19 protein-coding genes are annotated in these 21,860 nt (G+C 35.4%); 14 read left to right on the top strand and 5 right to left on the bottom strand.

Annotated elements, in window-relative coordinates:
• Positions 1-51: 51 nt before the first annotated feature.
• The 6 genes from N3F66_01415 to nifS all read left to right on the top strand — a co-directional run bounded on the left by N3F66_01415 (position 52) and on the right by nifS (position 5,735).
• Entirely contained in the window at positions 52-420 is a 369-nt protein-coding gene (locus N3F66_01415) for a response regulator (protein ID MCX8122806.1), read from the top strand.
• 168 nt (positions 421-588) lie between these two features.
• On the top strand, positions 589-1,620 hold the full coding sequence (locus tag N3F66_01420; protein MCX8122807.1) for a glycosyl hydrolase family 18 protein: 1,032 nt from the start codon (positions 589-591) through the stop codon (positions 1,618-1,620).
• 15 nt (positions 1,621-1,635) lie between these two features.
• Entirely contained in the window at positions 1,636-2,178 is a 543-nt protein-coding gene (locus N3F66_01425; protein ID MCX8122808.1) for an RNA methyltransferase, read from the top strand.
• 2 nt (positions 2,179-2,180) lie between these two features.
• Positions 2,181-3,344 (top strand): class I SAM-dependent rRNA methyltransferase, encoded by a 1,164-nt coding sequence (locus tag N3F66_01430; protein MCX8122809.1) that lies wholly within the window; start codon positions 2,181-2,183, stop codon positions 3,342-3,344.
• A 337-nt stretch (positions 3,345-3,681) separates the two neighbouring features.
• Entirely contained in the window at positions 3,682-4,524 is an 843-nt protein-coding gene (nifU, locus tag N3F66_01435) for a Fe-S cluster assembly protein NifU (protein ID MCX8122810.1), read from the top strand.
• Positions 4,524-5,735 carry a cysteine desulfurase NifS gene (gene nifS / locus N3F66_01440; protein MCX8122811.1) on the top strand — a complete coding sequence of 404 codons (1,212 nt, stop codon included), beginning with the start codon at positions 4,524-4,526 and terminating at the stop codon, positions 5,733-5,735. The genes nifU and nifS overlap by 1 nt, the downstream gene beginning before the upstream one ends.
• A gap of 20 nt (positions 5,736-5,755) precedes the next feature.
• On the opposite strand, the gene flgF is transcribed toward nifS, so the two are convergent.
• Positions 5,756-6,592 carry a flagellar basal-body rod protein FlgF gene (gene flgF, locus N3F66_01445; protein MCX8122812.1) on the bottom strand — a complete coding sequence of 279 codons (837 nt, stop codon included), beginning with the start codon at positions 6,590-6,592 and terminating at the stop codon, positions 5,756-5,758.
• Positions 6,592-7,860 carry a UDP-N-acetylglucosamine 1-carboxyvinyltransferase gene (gene murA / locus N3F66_01450; protein MCX8122813.1) on the bottom strand — a complete coding sequence of 423 codons (1,269 nt, stop codon included), beginning with the start codon at positions 7,858-7,860 and terminating at the stop codon, positions 6,592-6,594. The genes flgF and murA overlap by 1 nt, the downstream gene beginning before the upstream one ends.
• Positions 7,861-7,975: 115 nt before the next feature.
• Here murA and N3F66_01455 point away from each other — a divergent pair, with 115 nt between their 5' ends.
• Positions 7,976-9,358 carry a DNA photolyase family protein gene (locus tag N3F66_01455; GenBank protein MCX8122814.1) on the top strand — a complete coding sequence of 461 codons (1,383 nt, stop codon included), beginning with the start codon at positions 7,976-7,978 and terminating at the stop codon, positions 9,356-9,358.
• A 343-nt stretch (positions 9,359-9,701) separates the two neighbouring features.
• On the top strand, positions 9,702-10,808 hold the full coding sequence (ald, locus tag N3F66_01460) for an alanine dehydrogenase (GenBank protein ID MCX8122815.1): 1,107 nt from the start codon (positions 9,702-9,704) through the stop codon (positions 10,806-10,808).
• 5 nt (positions 10,809-10,813) lie between these two features.
• On the opposite strand, the gene N3F66_01465 is transcribed toward ald, so the two are convergent.
• Entirely contained in the window at positions 10,814-11,383 is a 570-nt protein-coding gene (locus N3F66_01465) for a VOC family protein (GenBank protein MCX8122816.1), read from the bottom strand.
• A gap of 208 nt (positions 11,384-11,591) precedes the next feature.
• Between N3F66_01465 and N3F66_01470 the strand changes: the two genes are divergently transcribed.
• Positions 11,592-12,083: a hypothetical protein gene (locus N3F66_01470; GenBank protein MCX8122817.1), complete on the top strand. Its 492-nt coding sequence runs from the start codon at positions 11,592-11,594 to the stop codon at positions 12,081-12,083.
• Positions 12,084-12,258: 175 nt separating this feature from the next.
• A complete protein-coding gene (locus N3F66_01475) occupies positions 12,259-13,830 on the top strand; it encodes an AAA family ATPase (protein MCX8122818.1) in 1,572 nt (523 codons plus the stop codon).
• A 789-nt stretch (positions 13,831-14,619) separates the two neighbouring features.
• Here the strand turns inward: N3F66_01475 and N3F66_01480 are convergent.
• Complete coding sequence (locus tag N3F66_01480) at positions 14,620-15,780, bottom strand: transglycosylase SLT domain-containing protein (GenBank protein MCX8122819.1); 1,161 nt, start codon at positions 15,778-15,780, stop codon at positions 14,620-14,622.
• A gap of 305 nt (positions 15,781-16,085) precedes the next feature.
• Here N3F66_01480 and N3F66_01485 point away from each other — a divergent pair, with 305 nt between their 5' ends.
• Positions 16,086-16,652, top strand: a complete 567-nt coding sequence (locus N3F66_01485) for a cupin domain-containing protein (protein ID MCX8122820.1) — start codon at positions 16,086-16,088, stop codon at positions 16,650-16,652.
• Positions 16,653-16,668: 16 nt separating this feature from the next.
• The gene (locus N3F66_01490) at positions 16,669-17,817 is read left to right on the top strand and encodes a M48 family metallopeptidase (GenBank protein ID MCX8122821.1); all 1,149 of its coding nucleotides are present in this window, start codon (positions 16,669-16,671) and stop codon (positions 17,815-17,817) included.
• Here the strand turns inward: N3F66_01490 and purM are convergent.
• Positions 17,785-18,816, bottom strand: coding sequence for a phosphoribosylformylglycinamidine cyclo-ligase (gene purM / locus N3F66_01495; GenBank protein ID MCX8122822.1), 1,032 nt, complete (start codon positions 18,814-18,816; stop codon positions 17,785-17,787). The two genes, N3F66_01490 and purM, sit on opposite strands and share 33 nt — an antisense overlap.
• 437 nt (positions 18,817-19,253) lie before the next feature.
• Here purM and N3F66_01500 point away from each other — a divergent pair, with 437 nt between their 5' ends.
• Positions 19,254-20,960 carry an acyl--CoA ligase gene (locus tag N3F66_01500; GenBank protein ID MCX8122823.1) on the top strand — a complete coding sequence of 569 codons (1,707 nt, stop codon included), beginning with the start codon at positions 19,254-19,256 and terminating at the stop codon, positions 20,958-20,960.
• 330 nt (positions 20,961-21,290) lie between these two features.
• Positions 21,291-21,830: a hypothetical protein gene (locus tag N3F66_01505; protein MCX8122824.1), complete on the top strand. Its 540-nt coding sequence runs from the start codon at positions 21,291-21,293 to the stop codon at positions 21,828-21,830.
• Positions 21,831-21,860 lie beyond the last annotated feature (30 nt).

Consider the following 21,860-nt stretch of genomic DNA (forward strand, 5'->3'; position numbering starts at 1 on the left):
AAGCACACGTATTCGCGAAATGTTGTTGCGACAGCTCAAATAGGTGACACTATGAATCCAATATTACTTGTGTTTGATAATGATAGGTTTGCTCAGTTCCTGCAGTTTGTACTCACTACTGCGGGTTTTTCAATTGAACGCTGCAATGACCCTTTAGCACTGTTTGAAAAGGTAAAAGAAACAAATCCTCGGCTTATAGTAATGGATATCTTTTTAAAGCATATAGACGGCCTTTATTTGCTGGAACGTTTGTATGCTGTCAAGGAATATGCACAAATTCCAGTCCTTATTGTATCTTCCCGCAATGAGCCTCTTGCTGTTTTTGATGCACTTGAACGCGGTGCTGCCGATTATTTAGCTGCTCCCATAAACGAAGACATGCTGATTGAAAAAGTTAAAAAATTATTGAAAGTGGGCTGATACAACACTGTTGTAGTATAGTGATTGCATCCGACAAATATTATAGTTGTACATGAGCAGAATATTCTCACAAATTGTGCTGTGGCTTGAAAGAGGCCATTAATGATAACATTAATGAAAATTAAGAAACAGTTGAGTATACCATTTCATTATCTGAGGTGTTTAATTATGAAGAAATTATTTATTTTGCTAATAATTCTTTTTTCAGGATGTTCCTCATTTACTAGCCAGTATCAGCAAAATAAATCTCAATATAATAATATTCAGTCAGGTGAAACTACCGTCAATGTCTATCAGATTGCAGACAGTCTTGAATTCAACGAAGTGTGGGCATATCTCATGAAAGGCGAAGAAGACAGAATGATGGGTAGTGAACCAATCACTGACCTTTGTTATTTCAGTGCAAAAGTAAGTGGTAGGGGCCAGATAATTGGTGATTATGCGCCACCGTCAATTACATTTAATAAAAAAATACGGCATCATATCGTAATAGCAGTTATTGATAATTTTGCACTGTTGCATTTTATACTTAATCCTGATTTACCGGTGCGTAAAAATTTTATTCAAGATGTATGCAGAATAGCTTCAAAATTTGATGGAGTGCAAATTGATTTTGAATCAGTTGCCTCTTCAGATGCTGCCTGGTTCTTCAGTTTTTTAACTGAACTGCGAGCTGCCCTTGATAAAAGCAAAATGCTATCTGTGGCACTACCTGCGCGAAGAACGCGAATAGCCGATGCGTATGACTACCCTTCAATTGCTGCTATTGTTGATAGGGTTATTGTTATGGCATATGACCAGCACTGGTCAGGAAGCACCCCGGGACCAGTTGCAAGCCTGTCATGGTGTAGGGAAGTTGCTGATTTTGCAAAAAGTTTTATTCCAAAAGAAAAGCTAATTATGGGCTTGCCATTATATGGCCGATCATGGCAGGACAAAAATTTTAACAAGTCGGTTCATTATAGGCATGTTGAGGAGATGATAAAAACATCAAATATACAACCAAAATATGATCCCGAAAATGGTGCCTATTTTGAATATGAAGAAACAGTAAAGGTTAGAGTATATTATACGGATCAACGAGCAATTTATGATCGCCTTAAACTTTATTCATCGATGGCTGTTGAAAATGTTGCATTCTGGCGAATAGGTCAGGGGCCAAGCGGTATGTGGCAGGGTATAAGTGCCAAAAGCCTGTAAATGTACACATAAAAGATGAAAAAATTACAATATGAAGACTTAAAACTCAAACGCCCCAATTTGCAACAGTTATTTAGATTGCCACGATTCCCTGTAGTAACTGTCCTTGAAAATATTCGTAGTTTGTATAATGTTGGTTCTATGTTCAGAAGTGCCGATGCAGCACGCATAGCATATATGTATTTATGTGGATATACACCACATCCTCCACGAAAAGAAATTGAAAAGACTGCTCTTGGCAGCACCGAAAGCGTCCCATGGGAGCATTCAATAAAACCTGTGTCAGTTATTACAATGTTGAAAAATCAAGGCTTTGTCATTGCAGCACTTGAACATACTACAACCAGCATTTCATATTTTGAATATGCATATAATTATCCTCTATGTATAGTTGTTGGTAATGAGGTTGATGGCATCAGCAGTGAAATTCTTTCATTATGTGATGTTGCTCTTGAAATTCCAATGTTTGGGATTAAGCACTCTCTCAATGTAGCGGTTGCGTATGGTATTGTTGTGCATCATGCAGTTATGGTATATCAATCACGATATATGAAATAATTATGAATAGAGTAATCTTAAAAAAAGGCAAAGAAAAATCAGTACTTCAAAAGCATCCATGGATTTTTTCTGGGGCGATAGCTCATGCAGAAGCCCTTGATGGTAAGGTAGCTTGTGTGTGTGCATCAGATGGAACAGTGCTTGCGTGGGGATACTATAACAGCCGCTGTGACATAGCTGTACGAATATTGAGCTTTGAAAGTACAATGCCGGATAATGATCTTATTATAAAAAGAATCACACAAGCACTTGTTGCACGAAAAATTGCTGGAATACCACAATGTACAAATGCCTATCGCATTATTCACTCAGAAGGTGATTTTTTGCCAGGACTTATAGTTGATTGGTATAATGGACACTGTGTAATGCAGATTTTGACGTTGGGGATGGATCAATTAAAAGGAGCTATCGCCCAAATACTTATAGATATGCTAAAGCCAGTAAGTATTTATGAACGCAGTGACCATGAGGGAAGAAAAATTGAAGGTTTGCATACTGTTAATCAGCAGGTGTACGGTGTAACGCCTGAATTGATTGAAATAAATGAAAATGGAATGAGATTTTATGTTGATGTACGGCGTGGACAGAAAACAGGATTTTTTTGTGATCAGCGTGATAACAGGAAAATTGTAAAAGTGTTAGCAGAGGCAAAAGATGTGTTAAATTTGTTCTCATATTCAGGAGGTTTTTCAGTTGCAGCTCTGTCAGGAGGTGCAGGGCATGCAGTATCAATTGATAGCTCTCAGGATGCTCTTGATTTAGCAGTAACAAACTGTACATTAAATGAATTGCATGCTAGGCACACAGTTGTAAAAGCAAATGTATTTGATTATATCAATGAACAGAATATTTCACAAAATTTTATAATATGTGATCCGCCCGCTCTTGCAAAAAATAAAGCAGGAGTAAAAAATGCCTTGCGTGGCTACAAAGAGCTAAACCTTAAAATAATTAAGAAGGCTCCACATAATTCATTGTTGCTTACCTGTTCTTGTTCAAGGTTTATTGATAGCAAGCTTTTTCAGCAAGTAGTATTTGGTGCAGCAATGGATGCAGGTCGTGATGTACAAATACTTTCTAAATTTTCACAGCCTGCAGATCATCCGGTGTCACTATATTGTCCCGAAACAGAGTATTTAAAAGCTTTGCTGTTATATATACATTAGAAATAATATTTAATATTCTTAAAAAGAGTAAATTTCTACAAGAGTTGTTTATGCACTCTTCGGTGGACAATAATAAATAAAGGAAAGTTTAATAGAGTGTTTGCTCTACATTTAGATTATATTTAATCTTTCAAATGTGATCTCTTCAAGAAGATTTGGTTCATAGCAATTAAAATCTTTTTAAAAAAATCATTATTGTTAACAAAATATATTGACAGAGCGATAATATACTACTATAATGGTAGTAATTACTGCATATTTGTGCTTTGAAAAATGAATTGATTTTTGGAGGTTGTGGCAATTGTAGTAATTTTAAAAGCACTGAAGGAGATTTTTTATGTGGGAATATACAGAAAAGGTAAAGGAATTATATAAAAATCCAAAGAATGTTGGCGAAATACCTGATGCTGATGTTGTTGTTGAGGTTGGCAGCATTGTGTGTGGTGATGCTCTTACGCTTTACCTTAAGCTTGATGGTGACAAAATTGTTGATGCAAAGTTCAAAACATTTGGATGTGGAAGTGCAATTGCCTCCTCATCGGCATTGACCGAGATGATTAAAGGGAAGACTGTTGATGAAGCTGCAAAGATTACCAATAAAGATATAGTTGAATTTTTGGGTGGACTCCCCGACCAGAAGATGCACTGTTCGGTAATGGGGCAGGAGGCACTTGAAAAAGCCATAAAGAAAATCAAGGGCCAAAAAATAGAAGATGAACACGAAGATGAAGGTGCCATTGTGTGTCAGTGTTTTGGTGTTTCGGAAAATTTAATACGCCGTGTTATTAATGAAAATAATCTTACCACTGTTGAAGAAGTGACCAATTATACAAAAGCAGGTGGTGCGTGTGGTTCGTGCATTCCAAAAATAGAAGATATTATAAAAGAAGAGCTAGACAAAGTAAAAGAAAAACCCCGTGTAGATATTAATATAAAACCAATGTCTAATTTAAAGAGGATGCAGCTTGTAGAAGAAACAATACAGAATGTCATTCGCCCGGTACTTTTGCGTGATGGTGGTGATATTGAACTTATTGATATTGATGGAAAGAAAGTATACGTAGCATTACGTGGTCACTGTGCACACTGTGTTATTTCTGATGTTACCATGAAAAACCTTGTACTGGAAAAATTGCGTGAGTATGTAGAAAACGATATTGAAGTAATAGAGGTGAAATAATGCAAAATAGCATAATATATCTTGATAACAATGCAACAACAATGGTGGCACCAGAGGTTATGGAAGCCATGATGCCATTTTTTATGGAACGATATGGCAATCCATCAAGTATGCATGATTTTGGTGGTGATGTTGCACATGATGTAGAGCGTGCTCGCCATAGTGTAGCACGGATGCTTGGCGCTGATTATGATTATGAGATAGTTTTTACCAGTGGTGCCACTGAAAGCGATAACATGGCAATACTGGGGACATTGCAGTATTACCGTGATAAAAAACATATAGTAACAACAAAAGTGGAACATCCTGCGGTGCTTAATCTATGCCGCCAGCTTGAACGTGAAGGATATTCTGTTACCTATGTTCCTGTTGACAGGGAAGGTAATCTGGATCTTGATTTTTTATTTGATGCAGTGACAAATGATACGGCAATAGTTTCGGTGATGTATGCTAATAATGAAACAGGTGTTATATTCCCTGTTGAAGAGATTGGTGCATTTTGCAAAAAGCGTGGTGTGCCATTTCATGTTGATGCAGTGCAGGCAATTGGGAAAATACCGGTTGATGTAAATAAAATTCAATGCGACTTGCTTGCAATTTCCGGTCATAAGTTTCATGCACCAAAGGGGATTGGTGTATTGTATGTGCGAAGAGGCACACGAATGAGACCGTTATTATACGGTGGACATCAAGAAAAAGCCAGAAGGCCTGGCACGCATAATGTACCAGGGATAATTGGAATAGGGAAAGCCTCTGAGCTTGTCATAGAGCATCTTGCTAAACCTGAAGAAGTAGCTCGTGTAAAAAAACTACGTGACCGTCTTGAAAATGGATTGCTGTCTCAATGTTCAAATGCTCATCTTAATGGAAACAAGGTTAAAAGGGTAGATAATACTACTAATATAGGATTTGAATATATTGAAGGTGAGGCAATTCTACTGTATCTTAATGAAAAGGGGATAGCAGCATCATCTGGTTCGGCATGTTCTTCGGGTTCACTGGAGCCTTCACATGTCCTTAGGGCAATGGGAGTGCCGTTTACATCAGCACATGGTTCAATTCGCTTTAGTTTAAGCCGTTACACCACTGAAGAAGAAATTGATTATACGTTGCAGGTGATGCCAGAGGTAGTAAATAGATTGCTTGAAATTTCGCCATACTGGGATGCAAAAAATAAAAAAGGCAAACCCATTACTGAGCTTGCCCGCTAATTGTTATGTAAAAAAATGATCTATCGTGCAACTTCATTAATTAAACGCCCTAATTCCTGGTCATGGGTTAACATTGCTTTTTGATTGGCTTCATAGCTTCGCTGTACTTCAATCATGTCAACCATCTCGCGGACAACATTTACATTTGATTTCTCAAGGAATCCCTGTACAACCTTGTATTCTTCAGCTGGTAACGCAGGACCAGAGTATTCCGTTTCACGGTATAACGATTCGCCTTCTTTCTTCAATTCGCGGATGTTTTCAAAATCAACTATCTTAAGTTTGTCAATTACCACTGGTTGTTCCCAGTTATTTTGCGTCATACCAACTAAGTCAGTTGGTTCCAATGAAAGTGCGGCGTTGACAAGGATTTCGCCACGTTCGTTAATTATGAAATTGTTCTTCTGCAGCTTGATTATACCATTTTCACCAAGTACCGGAAGGCCATTATGCGTTACCAGAATACCATCTTTATTAAGTGTAAATGCGCCATTACGTGTATACCGTTCACCACGCTCTGTCATCACGGCAAAGAAACCTTTCCCATCAAGAGCTACATCAAAGGGATTTTCGGTTCGCATCAATGAGCCCTGTTCATATACTGTATATACTTCGTTTACTTCAACCCCTGTGCCTAATTTGCCAACAAATGGCATTGTGTCATAAGAACCTGCAGGTGTAATTCCTAAACCGTCATCGTTGAGCCTTCGGATAATCATATCCGGAAAAGCTTTAAACAGGGTTAAATCTTTTTTGTATGCAGTTTTATCAACATTAGCTAAATTATTGGCAATAACATCTAACCGTGCTTCTTGTGCTATCATGCCACTTGCGCCGGTATACAATCCTCGTACCATTATGGTTTTCCTCCTTTTACTCTTTGTATATCGGCACCTAAGCTCTGTAACTTTTGCTCAAAATTTTCATATCCTCTATCGGTATGGTATATGCGTCGTATTTCGGTTTTACCTTTTGCAGCTAGTGCAGCAAGTACAAGCGAAGCTCCAGCACGCAGGTCGGACATAAGAACAGGTGCAGCTTGCAATTGTCTTCCTCCTTTTACAATGGCAACATTTCCTTCTACTTCGATGTCGGCGCCCATTCGGCGTAATTCGCCTACGTGGGTGTACCTATTTTCAAAAATTGTCTCAACAACTACGCTTAATCCGGGTAATGTACACATAAGTGACATTATTGGTGCCTGAAGGTCGGTTGGGAAACCAGGATATGGCAGTGTCCTGATCATGCTGCCCTTTAAATTTTTGGAAGGTTCTATTGTAACGGAGCTATCGCTGCCTGAAATAACAAAACCCATTTCTGATAGTACATTGATACAAGCCTGAAAGTGTTCGGGAATTACATTATTGATAGTCACATTGCCACGTGTTATGGCTCCTGCAATTAAAAATGTTCCCGCTTCAATACGGTCAGGTATGATGGAATAAGTTACTGGTTTAAGCTTTTTTACACCTTTAATGATTATGCGCTCGGTTCCAATGCCTTCAATCTTTGCACCCATTTTTATAAGAAAATTGCCAAGGTCAACAACATCGGGCTCCATTGCACAATTTTCAAGTATTGTCTCACCATCAGCAAGTACAGCAGCCATCATAATGTTAGCTGTAGCGCCAACCGAGACCTTGCGCATAATAAAACGATTGCCCTTTAATTTTTGTGCCCGTGCTTTGATATAGCCATGTTCAATGGTGATGGTGCTGCCCAGTGCTTCAAAGCCTGAAAGATGAATGTCAACTGGACGTTCACCAATAGCGCAACCACCAGGAAGTGAAACATCGGCTTCGCCGCAGCGAGCCAGAAGCGGTCCCATTACATAAATGGAAGCGCGCATTGTCTTCACAAGGTCATACGGTACTTCTGCATTCTTTAATGAATTGACATGAATCTTTAATGTATTTTTTTCAGTATCAAATTCATATTCAGCACCAAGGCATTCAATTACCTTAAGGATAGTCTGAATATCCTTTAGGTTTGGGATATTGTGCAATACTGTTGTGCCCTCGGCAAGCAAACTTGCTACAATAATAGGGAGTGCTGCATTTTTGGCACCGGAGATAGTTACTGAGCCATTTAGCCTTTTACCGCCTTTAATTATATACGTATCCACAGTTTTTCCTCACATAATGATTGATTTAATTGTGAGCAGTAGTAATAATGATGTAAATTGTCAATTCAATTAAATGATTTTATTACATACTTTTCCAAGGTATTAATGAAAGCTCATGGGGAAAAAATATAATATATCGCTTCATATATTCAGGAGAGATCTGAGATTAGAAGATAACACAGCCCTGATACGTGCGTTAGAATTGTCAAACCAGGTTATCCCCTGTTTTATTTTGGATGAGAGACAAATCTACAATAACCCTTATAGGGGAGATTTTGCAATACAGTTTATGGTACAATCTTTGAAGGAATTAAACGATGATCTCAATAAAAAGGGGAGCAGGTTGTATCTGTTTAAAGGTATTGCAGAAAACGTTGTAGAAATGTTGCTACAAGAACAGAAAATCGATGCTGTATTTTTCAACCGTGACTATACTCCATTCAGTACTATGCGAGATGGAAAAATAAAAGAGATATGCGCAAAGTATGCTGTGGATTGTAACATTTATGCTGATGCACTGATGAATGAACCTGAAATGGTAGTCAAGCTAGATGGCATGCCATATATCATTTTTACTCAATACCTTAAAAAAGCCAGAATGTTTCAGGTTAATCAGCCCCATAAAAATAAATATAGTAATTATTATAATGCAAAAATAACACTAGAAAAGCATCATGATATTTTAAATACAATTATTGTTAATAAAAATCCACATACATTTTTAAAAGGTGGTAAGAAGGAAGCATTACAGCTATTATCAAAAATTGCTGATTTACAAAATTATAGTGAAACACGAAATTTCCCTGCTTTACAGGGAACAAGTTTATTATCCGCGCATATTAAGTTTGGGACTGTTTCAATACGCCAGGTATATCATGCAGCAAATAAATTTTTACGACAACCAGATTCATTTATTACTGAATTGTACTGGCATGATTTCTTTACATCAATTGCGTATCACTTCCCTCATGTATTTGGTGGAGCATTTCATAAAAAATACAATGCCCTGCAATGGTCAAATGATAAAGAAAAGTTTGAGCTATGGGCACATGGACTTACAGGATTCCCAATTGTTGATGCAGGTATGCGACAGCTCAACACAACAGGCTTTATGCATAACAGGGTACGCATGATTGCAGCAAGCTTTTTGGTAAAGGACCTGCATATTGACTGGCGGTGGGGCGAGCAATATTTTGCAACAAAACTTATCGATTATGATCCTTGTATTAATAATGGAAATTGGCAATGGGCTGCATCAACAGGGTGTGATGCACAGCCTTTTTTTAGAATTTTCAATCCATGGCTTCAGCAAAAAAAGTATGATCCTGAATGTAAATATATAAAACGGTGGATTCCGGAATTACAATCACTTCCTGCAAAAGTTATACATAAATGGTATGAGGCAGATATTAACTGTGATTACCCTAAGCCAGTGGTTGACCATGTTAAGGAAGCTCATATCGCAAAGCGAATGTATAGAAAAGTAAATGCAAAGTGATAGCCAGTATATTTTAAATATATATTTTGATTATTTTTTGTATAAAAAGCTATTGGGACAAAACATGATATATATCCGTTACAAAACATACACTATAATCAGTGAAATAGTTCAATTTAGATACCTATTGTATTGCCAAAATTATTTATTTTGCATAATTTGAAAAAAAATACTTGCAATATTTTGGGAAGATGGTTAGTGTAGTAAAAAATGAGTGATAACTCACTCATTTTAAATAAATATGAAAATATTAGTATATGTCGTTTAACCATAGTTGGATAAGTACATGGTGAAGAGTAGAAATAATTTGAAATATTTGTACATTATATCTTAAGGGGGTATTATGAAAATTGGTGTGCCAAAAGAAATAAAAGTTAAAGAAAACAGAGTAGCTCTGACACCATCTGGGGTTAATGCTCTGGTAGCTCATGGTCATTCCGTATTTGTAGAATCCCATGCAGGTGAAGGTTCTGGTTTTACGGATGAGGAATATATCAAAGCGGGTGCAAAGATCATTAAAGATGCAAATGATGTGTGGGCTGAAGCTGATATGATAATAAAGGTGAAAGAGCCATTAGGACCAGAATTTGATAGAATGAAAGAAGGGCAAATAATCTTTACATATCTTCATCTGGCCGCAGATGAGGCATTGACGGTTGAATTATTGAATAAAAAAATTATTGGTGTTGCATACGAAACAATACAATTAGATGATGGTAGTCTTCCTCTTTTAGCGCCTATGAGTGAGGTTGCAGGCAGGCTTTCAATACAGATGGGCTGTATGTGTCTTGAGGCAAAAAATGGTGGTGCAGGTATATTGCTTTCCGGGGTTGCAGGTGTTCCACCAGCAAAAGTTACTATAATAGGTGCAGGGATTGCCGGGACCAATGCGTGCCATTTAGCTGTGGGAGTTGGTGCTGAAGTTGCTATCCTTGATATCAATGCACAGCGTTTGAGGTATATGCAGGATATTTTTAAGGGAAGAGTAATAACTGTAATGTCAAACAAAGCAAATATTTGGGATTTTGTAACAAAGGCAGATCTGGTAATAGGTTCAGTGCTGATACCTGGCGCCAAAGCTCCAAAATTAATTACACGTGATATGCTTAAAGCTATGAGAAAAGGTTCTGCATTTGTTGATATAGCAATTGATCAAGGAGGATGTGCTGAAACAAGCAAACCTACAACACATGACGATCCTATTTACATTGAAGAAGGGGTGGTCCATTACTGTGTTGCTAATATGCCAGGTGCGGTTCCACGAACTTCAACGTATGCATTAACTAATGTAACGCTATCGTATATCATTGAACTTGCTGATAAAGGACTTGAGAAAGCTATGCGTGAGAACAAGGCACTCCATAAGGGCCTCAATGTGTATAAGGGAAAACTCACATACGACCATGTTGCTGAAGCATTTAATATGCCATATGAGAAAATTGAATTTTAATTGTATTAAATCTTTGATAATAAACTCGTTGCTAAATTTTTTGCTTGCTCTTTTGTAAGTTGTATTGTTGCCGTACCTCCACCCGGATGTGGCAGTGTCAATAAAATATTTCCTCCTATCACCTCGATTGTAAACTGCCCATCCGGCATCTTTACTTTTGGCGATAGCCAGTCATCCGCATTGAATTCTGCAATTTGTATAAGCACACCAAATGCATGTTTTGGATGAATAAAAATCTCTTTCCATACACCACCTGGATATTCGTTGTACCCAAAGTAAGGGATACCCATTTCCTCTAATTTTGCTATGGCTTTTTTTAAATCATACGTTTGTAATGTTATATGATGTACACCGCTTCCACGTGATTGCATAAATCCATCTAAAAAGCTTCCTTTGTCAGTTGGTGATATCAGCTCAATACGGCTCATATCTCCTAATGAAAATATCTGCCAGTAAAACTTTGTTCTATCATCCTTTGCCCCCACACCCGCGATGGCACCAAGTCTTTCAAAAAAGTTTTTAGCTTTCTCAAAATCTGGAACTGCAATTGATACATGGTCAATACGGGCAATCATAACACACCTCGTTATTATTATTTTTACGATGATAATGAGGTATATAGTAAAAATTTCAAATTATTTTTTAAATCGATAGCTTGGAATTAATGTTTTAATATAAAAAAAAGTTGAAAAATACAAACGTGATATTGAATATTAGTAGAATACATAAAGTTTTGTGTTGGTAAAAACAATAATTCAAATTGTAAGACTTTGGAGGGAAATTATGCATTTTGAAACAACCACCTGTGTTTCATTAAAGAATATTGCTTTATTGGATGTATATGCAAAAAAACTTAATATGCCCCTGAGATCATTGATAGTGTATTTGTTAATGTTTGCTGCCAAAAATGAAAGGAAAAAAGCAATAGCATTTAAACGAATATCTTACCGAAAACGGAATACAGAGCAGCCTTGGCGTAGATTACATCTTGTGCTTTATCAATCTGAATATGAGTTTATACTTGATGTAAAGAAGTTATGGAAGATGTCGTTGGCGCTTTGCATTGAGTTTTGCATTGAAAATGTTTTGTTTGAATTTATTGATTACTATATTGAGTGTACAAAAAGAAAAGATACCGATAACTATCTTAATTATTACCAGAATAGATCCTATACTTTTGATTTTTACCAAGAAAAAGGCATACATTGCTGCAAATTTTATTGGGGACCGCCACCACAATTGCTAAACAGCAAATTAACATTAGAATTAGCTTAATATCATATACAAAATTTACTTACTTTTAGATGGCGTGTTAACTAATCTTAAAACATAAATGTTTGACATTTATAACATATATCACTACATCAGTAACGAGCTTTTATCTATAACAATGATTTGATACGATATAGTTTATGTGCTTGCAAAAAATAGTTATACACACGAGGAATCTATGAATGAAATAATATCATTTCTTTCAAATCCCAAATCGTACAATCATTCTGTTGATACGGTTAATGTTGTACAGACACATATTTCGTATGTGTTTATTGCAAAGCCGTACGTTTACAAGCTAAAGAAGCCTGTAGATTTTGGCTTTTTAAATTTTGTGTCATTTGAAGATAGGAAATTTTATACATTTGAAGAATACAGACTCAATTCTCGTATCAGCCCTGAAATATATCTTGGCGTAGTTGCGATTGTCAAAGATGGCGATTCACTCAGGTTGGTGGAGGAAGGTAACTTTGATGAACGCAGCGTTGTTGCATATTGCGTCAAGATGAAATATATTGATGATATATATTCGCTGAAACATATAATCAGGCACAAGCTCGATACCAATTTGCTATCGCTCATAGCCCAAAAGATTTACGCTTTTCATAAAAGTGCGGATAATACAGAAGGCTTACAGGGCTTTGGCGGCATCAAAGAGATAAGCAAAAACTCACTGGAAAATTTTGACCAGATTGAAAAATATATAGGGGCGATAGTTACTGCGGATGATTATGACTTCATGCGAAACTGGACCGAGAATTTCATAACACAGCACACAGCGGTATTTGAAAACCGCAACGCTGGGGGGTTTGTGCGCGATTGTCACGGTGACCTCCACTGTGAACATATTTACTATAAAGATGGTGCAATAATCATTCTTGACTGCATTGAATTCAATAAGCGATTTAGATATATAGATACAATTTCGGATATTGCATTTCTACTCATGGATTTAGATATCAACGGAAAAAAAGAAGAATCAAATCGACTGTGCGCACAGTACATTCAGCTTTCAGGAGATTATGATGGTGTGCTGCTTTTGCCCTTTTACAAGGCATATCGTGCAATGGTACGGGCAAAAATAAATAGCTTTCAATCAGACAATGAAGGAATAACTCAAAAAGAAAGAGATGGTTTTGTGCAAAAGGCTTCGCAATATTTTCAGCTTGCAAAGCAATATATGCAACAGCGTAGTAATGGTATTGTTTATACAGTATTTGGCAACATTGGTAGCGGTAAAAGCACTATAGCCATGGAATTGGCTGCACTTACAGGAGGTGTAGTTATTAATTCTGATGCGGTGCGAAAGAAATTAGCTGGCCTTGATATTTTTGATAATGCAAAAGCAAAAGTTGGAGAAGGTATTTACAATCCAGAAATGACTGAACGAGTTTATTTAACAATGAAACAAAAAGCCTTGGCGATAGCTCAGAAAGGAAACCCCGTGATCCTTGATGGTACTTTTTACAGTAAAAAGCTGCGAAATGATTTTTATCAGTTTTTCCAGGATAAGGGGATTGCTATGCATTTTATTTTTGCAGATTGCTCCCAAGATGAACTTATAAGAAGAATTGAGAAAAGGCAAAAGGATGCATCAATTTCAGATGCAACTGTAGAAACATTTATGCAGTTAAAGGATAGGTTTGAAAATCCTGATGAAGATGAACCAGAAGTTTATAAAATTAATACAGAAACAGGTATAGATGATATATATCATCAATTGAAGAATCTCTTTTTTATAGAAAATTGATGAGTAATATGGGTTTGATTGTTAATGTTATATTAATATTTCATTGTTACATGTTGATACTACAAATTTTGACAAGTTAAATACTTTATTAAAAGAAGTAAAACTTGGTCAAACTAATATTATTATAGACAATTGGGGTGAACAAAACGAGTTAGTTCCGCAATACTATATGTTGCTTTAATTATTTTATAAAGAAAGCATTCATGAATTTCTCATCCATTACGAAATGCGTTTTGGGTTATTATGATCATTAAAAGAATTAAAGGAATTTGACCAAATATATAGCCGAATTATAAGATTCTTTGAAATATTTTTCTGATAAAAAGCTTACATATATCTATTGGAATAATATAATAATAAAAAAATTTCAGATACTGGTACTTTCATTATACAAAAAATACAGGAATATCGCATGAATTTGTAAATGATGATGAGATATATTCAAATGAGAAATTCTTGAACAAATATATTGATTTAATGATACAGCACTATCCTGCCAATAAATATGGTTATGCTAATAAAAAATTTATGTATTGTAGAAATTAAGAAATATGATAAAATTCTAGAATATTATTTTAAGGCATATGAAATTGATAGGGAAGATCTTTTAGAGTTTTCAATATTGGATTGATAGTTCGACAATAATAATTATTAATTAATCATAATGTAAAGACAATTTTTTAAAAAAATTATTACAATCGGTGGAAATAAATATTATATTAACAAAGTATAAGTGTAGTATTGAAGTATTTAGCAAACAAAGTTAGTGGTGATGATATTGTTTAATAATTAGTTAATTGGAATATATAAAATTTCTCCTGGGTGAATAAAATCTGGTTGGGTGATATTGTTAATCGTAATAATAGTTGTTGGACTTGCTCTGTAGCGCTTTGCAATTTTTGATAAGGTTTCCCCTGATTTCACTTTATGTGTCTTAATAGATGTAAATTTGAGTGTGTAAATTTGGTCTTTATATTCTTCTATTTTTTCCTTACTGCCTTTTGGCAAAAGAAGAATATAATTTCGCTCTTTAGGTGGGGTTATTTCTCTTTTGAGTTGAGGATTGTATAGCTTTATAACTTCAGAAGGTATATTGCATTTTTCCGTGAGTAGATTGATTCTTACAGGGTAGCGCAACTGCACCATTTCAATTTCATACTCAATATCAGGTTTCAGTAAATCCTGTTCTATTGAAAACAGTTCAGGATATTTGTAAATAAGCACTAACGCTGCATAACGGTATACATATTCAGCTGTTTCTTTTCGTAGCACTCCTGCTTCAATGAGGTCATAAAAGTGGTGATAGCCATTTGCTCTCATTGTACGGGATAGATATCCACAGCCGCCATTATATGCAAGAAGAGCAAGTTCCCATGAGTTGAATGTGTTATATAAATGGTTAAGATGTCGTAGTGCGGCATTTGTTGATTTTACTATATCACGGCGTTCATCAACAAATTCATTAATTTGCAAACCCAGAACCTTTGCTGTAGAAGGCACAAATTGCCATATTCCCACTGCATTACTTTTAGAGACAGCATAGGGATTAAATGCACTTTCAAGCAATGGAAGTAATGCTATATCTTCAGGGATGCCATCATATTGTTGCATTTGTTCCTTAATTAAAGGCATATAAAGGTGGGAACGTTTTATGGCATTTATAGTATATTCCCTCCCTTTAGTAAGATAGATGTATAAAAACTTTCTTACATCGGGAATCCTGCAAATAGACAAATCACTAATAGCAGCGAATAAATCTTTTCCCTCTAATTTTGGTAAAAATATGCTGTCGTTATCTGGGTTGTAGTTGATTGCATTCAGCAATCCTTCTTCAGAATAGGAAGGATCTGAATACAGTTCTAGCAAATTTTTACAGAAAAGTTTTGTGTCGACCAACCCAATAACTATGATGAAAAGTAGTAAATATGAAATATAATGTAATTTTTTCATCCGCTATATTAGTTTTATTTTGAAAAAATATTATATGCAAAATAGTATGAACATAATATAAAAAATAGTAAATAATATGAATCGTATACAATCATAGCAATCATAGAAGAGGATGTCAAAAAAAATTGCACAACCAAAGAGGTTATGTGTTTATATTATAAATGGATTTTTATTCATTCTGTTGTATTTTAGAATACTGAAATTTATATATATTTTAATAAACAATAAATAAAAAGTGATGGACATTATTCAATGAAATAATTATATTTAGCAGAACAGTATAAATTAGTAGAAGGTTGAACTGTATGGACCAGCTGATTGAGAATATTGGTAAAAAGATACAATATTTCCGCAAAAAAAATGATATTACGTTAAAAGAATTAGCTGAAAAGATACATGCAACACCAAGCCTTATTAGCCAGATAGAGCATGGCAAGGCAAATCCTTCGCTGGCAACATTAAAAGCAATTGCAGATGTATTCAATGTGCCCATTGGTTTATTTTTTGAAAATGATGTAAAAAGAACAGCTCCTTCTCCAGTTATACGTAAAAATACCCATAGGCGCCTGCTTACTGATGGAAATGTTTCATACACGTTATTGAATCCAGATTCTAATGAGATGGAGGTCATCTTAATTGATTTCCCGCCTGGTGCATCAACAGGCGAGGAACATTATCACCATGATGGATATGAAGTGGGATACATAATCAAAGGTGAATTGACTGTAACACTTGAAGATAATGAGTATGTATTACAGCAAGGGGACAGCATTTCGTTTAAAAGCCTCAGGCCTCATAAGATTAAAAATCATACTTCGCAGTCAACTTTAGCACTCTGGGTAAACTTGGTTCCATGGATTTTTGTTAAATGAAATGAATAATAATGTTATGACTACTAACACTAACATAAACACCAATACTAACACAAACGCCAGTTCAGATAATCAGGCTGCTATATATACAAGAACAAAATTAAAGCTATCGATTGTGCATATGACACTGGAACTGGTACTATTAGGCATTGGTGCCTTTACCATTTCTGAGCCATTATACCAGTTACTATCGCCGCTAATACAAAATGAATATCTATTACTTTTAGCATTTTTTACTGGCTTTGGTGCGTTATTATCAGTTTTTCTTTTTCCTCTTGAATTTTATCAAAGTTATATTGTGGAACATAAATTTGGGCTTTCAAATCAGACGATTACTAGTTGGTTCATCGAGGAATTAAAATCATTGCTTGTTTCAGCAATAATTGGTCTTCCACTTGTGTTATTGTTTTACTATTTCATTAAAGCAACACCTCTTTGGTGGTTATATTTTGCTATTGTAGTTTTTGTAGTTGCCATAATGCTGGCAAAAATTGCTCCAGTTATAATTTTCCCGCTATTTTATAAATTCACACCTATTGATAATGAAGAATTAAAAAACACATTAACTCAATTAATGAACAAACATGGATTACGTGTTTCTGGGATTTTTGTGTTTAATATGAGTAAGGATACCAAAAAAGCAAATGCAGCATTCACAGGGTTGGGTAAAACTCGAAGAATAATATTAAGCGATACAATGCTAAATGAATTTAGCTTAAGCGAAATAAAAACAGTATTTGCACATGAACTTGGACATTATGTGCATAAACATATAGTTAAGAATATAATGTTAAGTGGAATCATAATTATTGTTTTATTTTATGTATGTTCGTATTTGTATGAAATAACATTGCACAGTGCTGGTTATTCACACAGATATGATATACAGGCCATGCCAATACTTGCTTTTTATCTTTCTGTTTTAAGCTTATTGCTTATGCCGCTCCTCAATACCCTTTCGCGGTATTATGAAAAACAGGCAGACAAATATGCACTCAAAATAACTGATGATCCTGAATCGTTTATTTCAACAATGGAAAAGCTTGCTGCCATGAATCTTTCGCAAAAGGAGCAACATCCAGTGATAGAATTCTTCCTTTATAGCCATCCAACAATTGCCAAACGGATTGCATTAGCAAAGAACTACAGGTTGATCTCTGCGTGATTGTATTGTTCCAATGATATATGCGTGTTCGCCGTGTTGAGTAAGGATCTTTATAAGTGTCTCGGCTTCATTTTGTGCTACAACACACATCATGCCTACACCCATATTAAATGTTGTGAACATTTCCTTTTCTTCAATTTTTCCTTCACGTTGTAGTATTTGAAATATTGGTGGAACAGGAAATGATTTTTTTTCAATATATGCAGCAGTATTGTGTGGCAATATACGGGGGATATTCTCGTAGAAACCCCCGCCAGTAATATGAACCAGCCCCTTAATAGTAACTGTCTCCAATGCTTTTAAAATTGGTTTTACGTAAATTCGTGTTGGTTCTAGCAAAACTTCGCCTAATGGTTTGGGGAGGTCATCAAATTTTGTTGTGATGGTATATTTTTTTATATCAAAAAGTAATTTGCGTACAAGAGAATAGCCATTGGAATGAATCCCGGATGAAGCGACGCCTATAATCACGTCGCCAGGTTGAATTGTGCTCCCATTGATGATACGCTGCTTGTCAACCACACCAACGCTAAAACCCGCTATATCGTAATCGTCTGGTTGCATAACGTTAGGGTGTTCAGCAGTTTCGCCACCTATGAGGGCACAATCTGCCATTTTGCAGCCTGTGGCAATGCCAGTAATTACATCAACAAGCACATCTTCGTGAAGCTTGCCACATGCCAAGTAATCCAGGAAAAATAATGGTTTTGCACCTGTAACTACAATATCATTTACACACATTGCAACGGCATCAATGCCAATGGTTGTATGTATGTTCATCATTTGCGCAATTTTTAATTTTGTTCCAACTCCATCGGTACTGGATACCAGTACTGGTTCATTATATTGTTTAAATGTGGCATCAAACAGCGCTGCAAATCCACCAATATCAGTTAAAACTTCTTTTGTAAAAGTATCCTTTACTATTGTGCTTATTCTTTTTACAAACCTGTTGCCACCTTCAACATCAACCCCTGAATCTTTATATGTTATACCCATAATGACCTCTTTATGCTTTAATGAAAAATATTGAATGGTTAATTATGATTGGTGAATTCTAAATGGTAAATCATCATTTTTAATGATTATTAAAAAAAATTGCCATATTTGGTATTTTACCTCTTGCATGATAATTGAAGAATAAATATTGCTAAAATCAGTTAAGGCAATTTGTCAATAAAGAAAAATTATAAAACATACAGATAGTTATTAAAAATGTTTTTTAAGGAAAAAAGCCAAATTATACATAATTTTATATATAATTTATTGCTTGCAATTAAATCATAGATATTATCATATTGTAATATAATGTGACACAATATTTAATTGCTGAGTCACATAAAATTGAAATAAGTTATGTGGGGATAAAGAGTATGTAGTAAACTATACTCCTATGACCCAATAACGTATATAATTGCAATAGGGGGAGGTTTTGTATGAAAGATGCTAAAAAAGATCAGTTATGTTTGGAAAGATATAAAGAATTGCTTCCAAATCTTGCAGATTATGTTGCCTTATATGCCAAAAAAAAGCCAAAGGAGATAGCTATTATTGAACATAATACTGGCGAAAAGGTAACCTGGAAGCAATTTAATACATCAGTGTCGGCCTTTGCTGCAAAGCTACTTTCAATTGGATTGAAAAAAGGCGATATAGTGGCAACCAGCCTGCCTTTGCTAAAAGAACACATCTATTTGATGTATGCATGTTACCGTATTGGCGTTATTGTGGCTCCACTGGATTTGAGGCTTAAAACAAAAGAAATTCAATACTGCTTGGATAGAATGAAGCCCAAGGCTTATTTTTTCCTTGGCAAAACTCCTGTTGCAGATTTCAGACCAATGATATCAGAAGTAATGAAATCATCTCCATATGTACAGTACTGGGTTCAGTTTCAAAAAGAACCAGAATTTATTATGGATGGGGCTGTTGGCATTACTGAATTTGTAAAAGATATTAAAAAGGTATTTATAAAGAGTTTGTTGACGGGAAGCGTTAAGAAAGCCCGCAAAAAAGTAGATAAACGCGATGCATGTTTAATAATTTTTACAACAGGTTCTACAGGTTCGCCCAAACCTGCATTGCTGTGTCATGAAGGTATACTTGTACAGAACATTGGTTTGGCTGTTGGGTTTGAATTGCAGGAAAGTGATAGATTCCTGGTTAACCTACCACCTTCACATGTTGGATGTACTACTGAACAGTTAGCCACTACTATTTATGGGGGAGGTACTTCGGTAATTTTGCATATTTTTGATCCTAAATTAAGCCTTGAAGCTATACAGGCTCACAAGGTTACTTGCATTGGACAGATCCCAGCCTTGTTTAACATGGAATGGCTGTTGCCAAATTATAAGGATTATGATTTATCAAGTTTGCGATTTGCTATCTATGGCGGACAGGCAGTTTCAAGGGAATTCCTTGTAAAAATGAAGTCTATGGCACCGCGGATTGGTACAGGCTTGGGTCTAACGGAAACTTCAGGATTCTGTACATACACTGATGTAAATGCTGATGTTGATGAGATAGCTCAGGGAATTGGTTATGATATGCCGCTGTGTCCAATTAGCATACGAGAACCCATGAATGCTGATGGTTCTGCAGGAAGAGAAAAAGCAAAAGGCGAGATTGGTGAGATTTGTTTCAGTGGGCCGCAGATTTTTTTGGGCTATCTTAACGACCCTGAAAACACCAGAAAGACGATCTCAAAAGAAGGCATATGCTATACCGGCGATTTAGGATACTATGATGAAAAAGGATTACATTTTGCAGGCAGGTCAAAGCTTGTTATTAAACCCAAAGGCTATCAGGTATATCCTGACGACGTTGAGCACCATATTAGTGAAAAGCTGAAAGGCAAAGTGAATATGGTTGCTGTTGTAGGTGCCGAGCATGATATATATTCTGAAGCTATTATTGCATTTGTTGAACCTCTGCAGGGTGTGGAAGTAACACCTGAAGATGTGATGAAGGCATGTGAAGATATATCAGCATATTCAAGACCTTCACACGTTGAAATTGTCAAACCAGGGCAGTTTCCTCTGAACAGGGTTGCAAAGACTGACTATGTATTATTAAAAGAAGAAGCAAAAAAGATAGTAGAAAGATTGCGCAGTGAAGGAAAATGGGATAAAGCAAAATAGTAATAATTAGTTTGGGATTTTGTAAATGAGCATTTTATTGTAGTTAGAATGTTGCATTTAGCTACAGGGACTGTCTAGAAAATGCTTACATGATAAATTTTGTAAAGATTTAATTTGGTATTGTGCTCGTTGTAATACAAAGTGTTAAATATTTGGCACACTTACCTAAGTAGGCATACCATAATTTATTTGGAAACCACTTTTTAGACAGCCCTTTTTTAATCCTTTTTTTAATTTTCCCAAGAAAAACGGTTGCAAAATATTTTTAAATATATACTATATTATTACAACTGAACTTTTTTAAAATCTTTACACGGGTTATAATGTATTATGGAACGTGCTGATATATGGTATTGTACGGATAATGACAAAGGCAAAGAAATCTTTGCTGCATTAAAGATATTGGGATTAAATATAACGCTTATTGAAAGCAGAAACTTTTCCTCGTGCAACATTGTTCCTTCACGGATAAATATATTCATAATAGATCTAATTAATAGTGATATTCCAGAAATTTTGGCAATGATCCGAAAGGATGAGCGAATCCATAAATTTTTAAAATATCTTGTGTTATATAAAAAACAAATTCGCAAAGCTTCTCATCTTGCCTCAGATTTAATGCATCTTGAAATTTTATCACGTCCATTGCAAAAACGTGAATTTTCATTATTATTGGAAAAATCAATTATTGTAGAACGCTATAAAGAAATGCTACATATGTTTTCACATGAGGCTACAGAAAGAATGGAAACTTATTCCAATTTACTTGATATCAATAGAAAAGAATCTTTTTTTGATGAAAAAGAAAAGAATATTTTTGAAAAAACTTCTTATTTTATGAATAAAATTAAAACGCAACTCCAATATTGAGACCCAAAATATTCACATAGCTAGTATACC

This window comes from Spirochaetota bacterium, assembly GCA_026414805.1.
Taxonomy (GTDB): Bacteria; Spirochaetota; UBA4802; order UBA4802; family UB4802; genus UBA4802.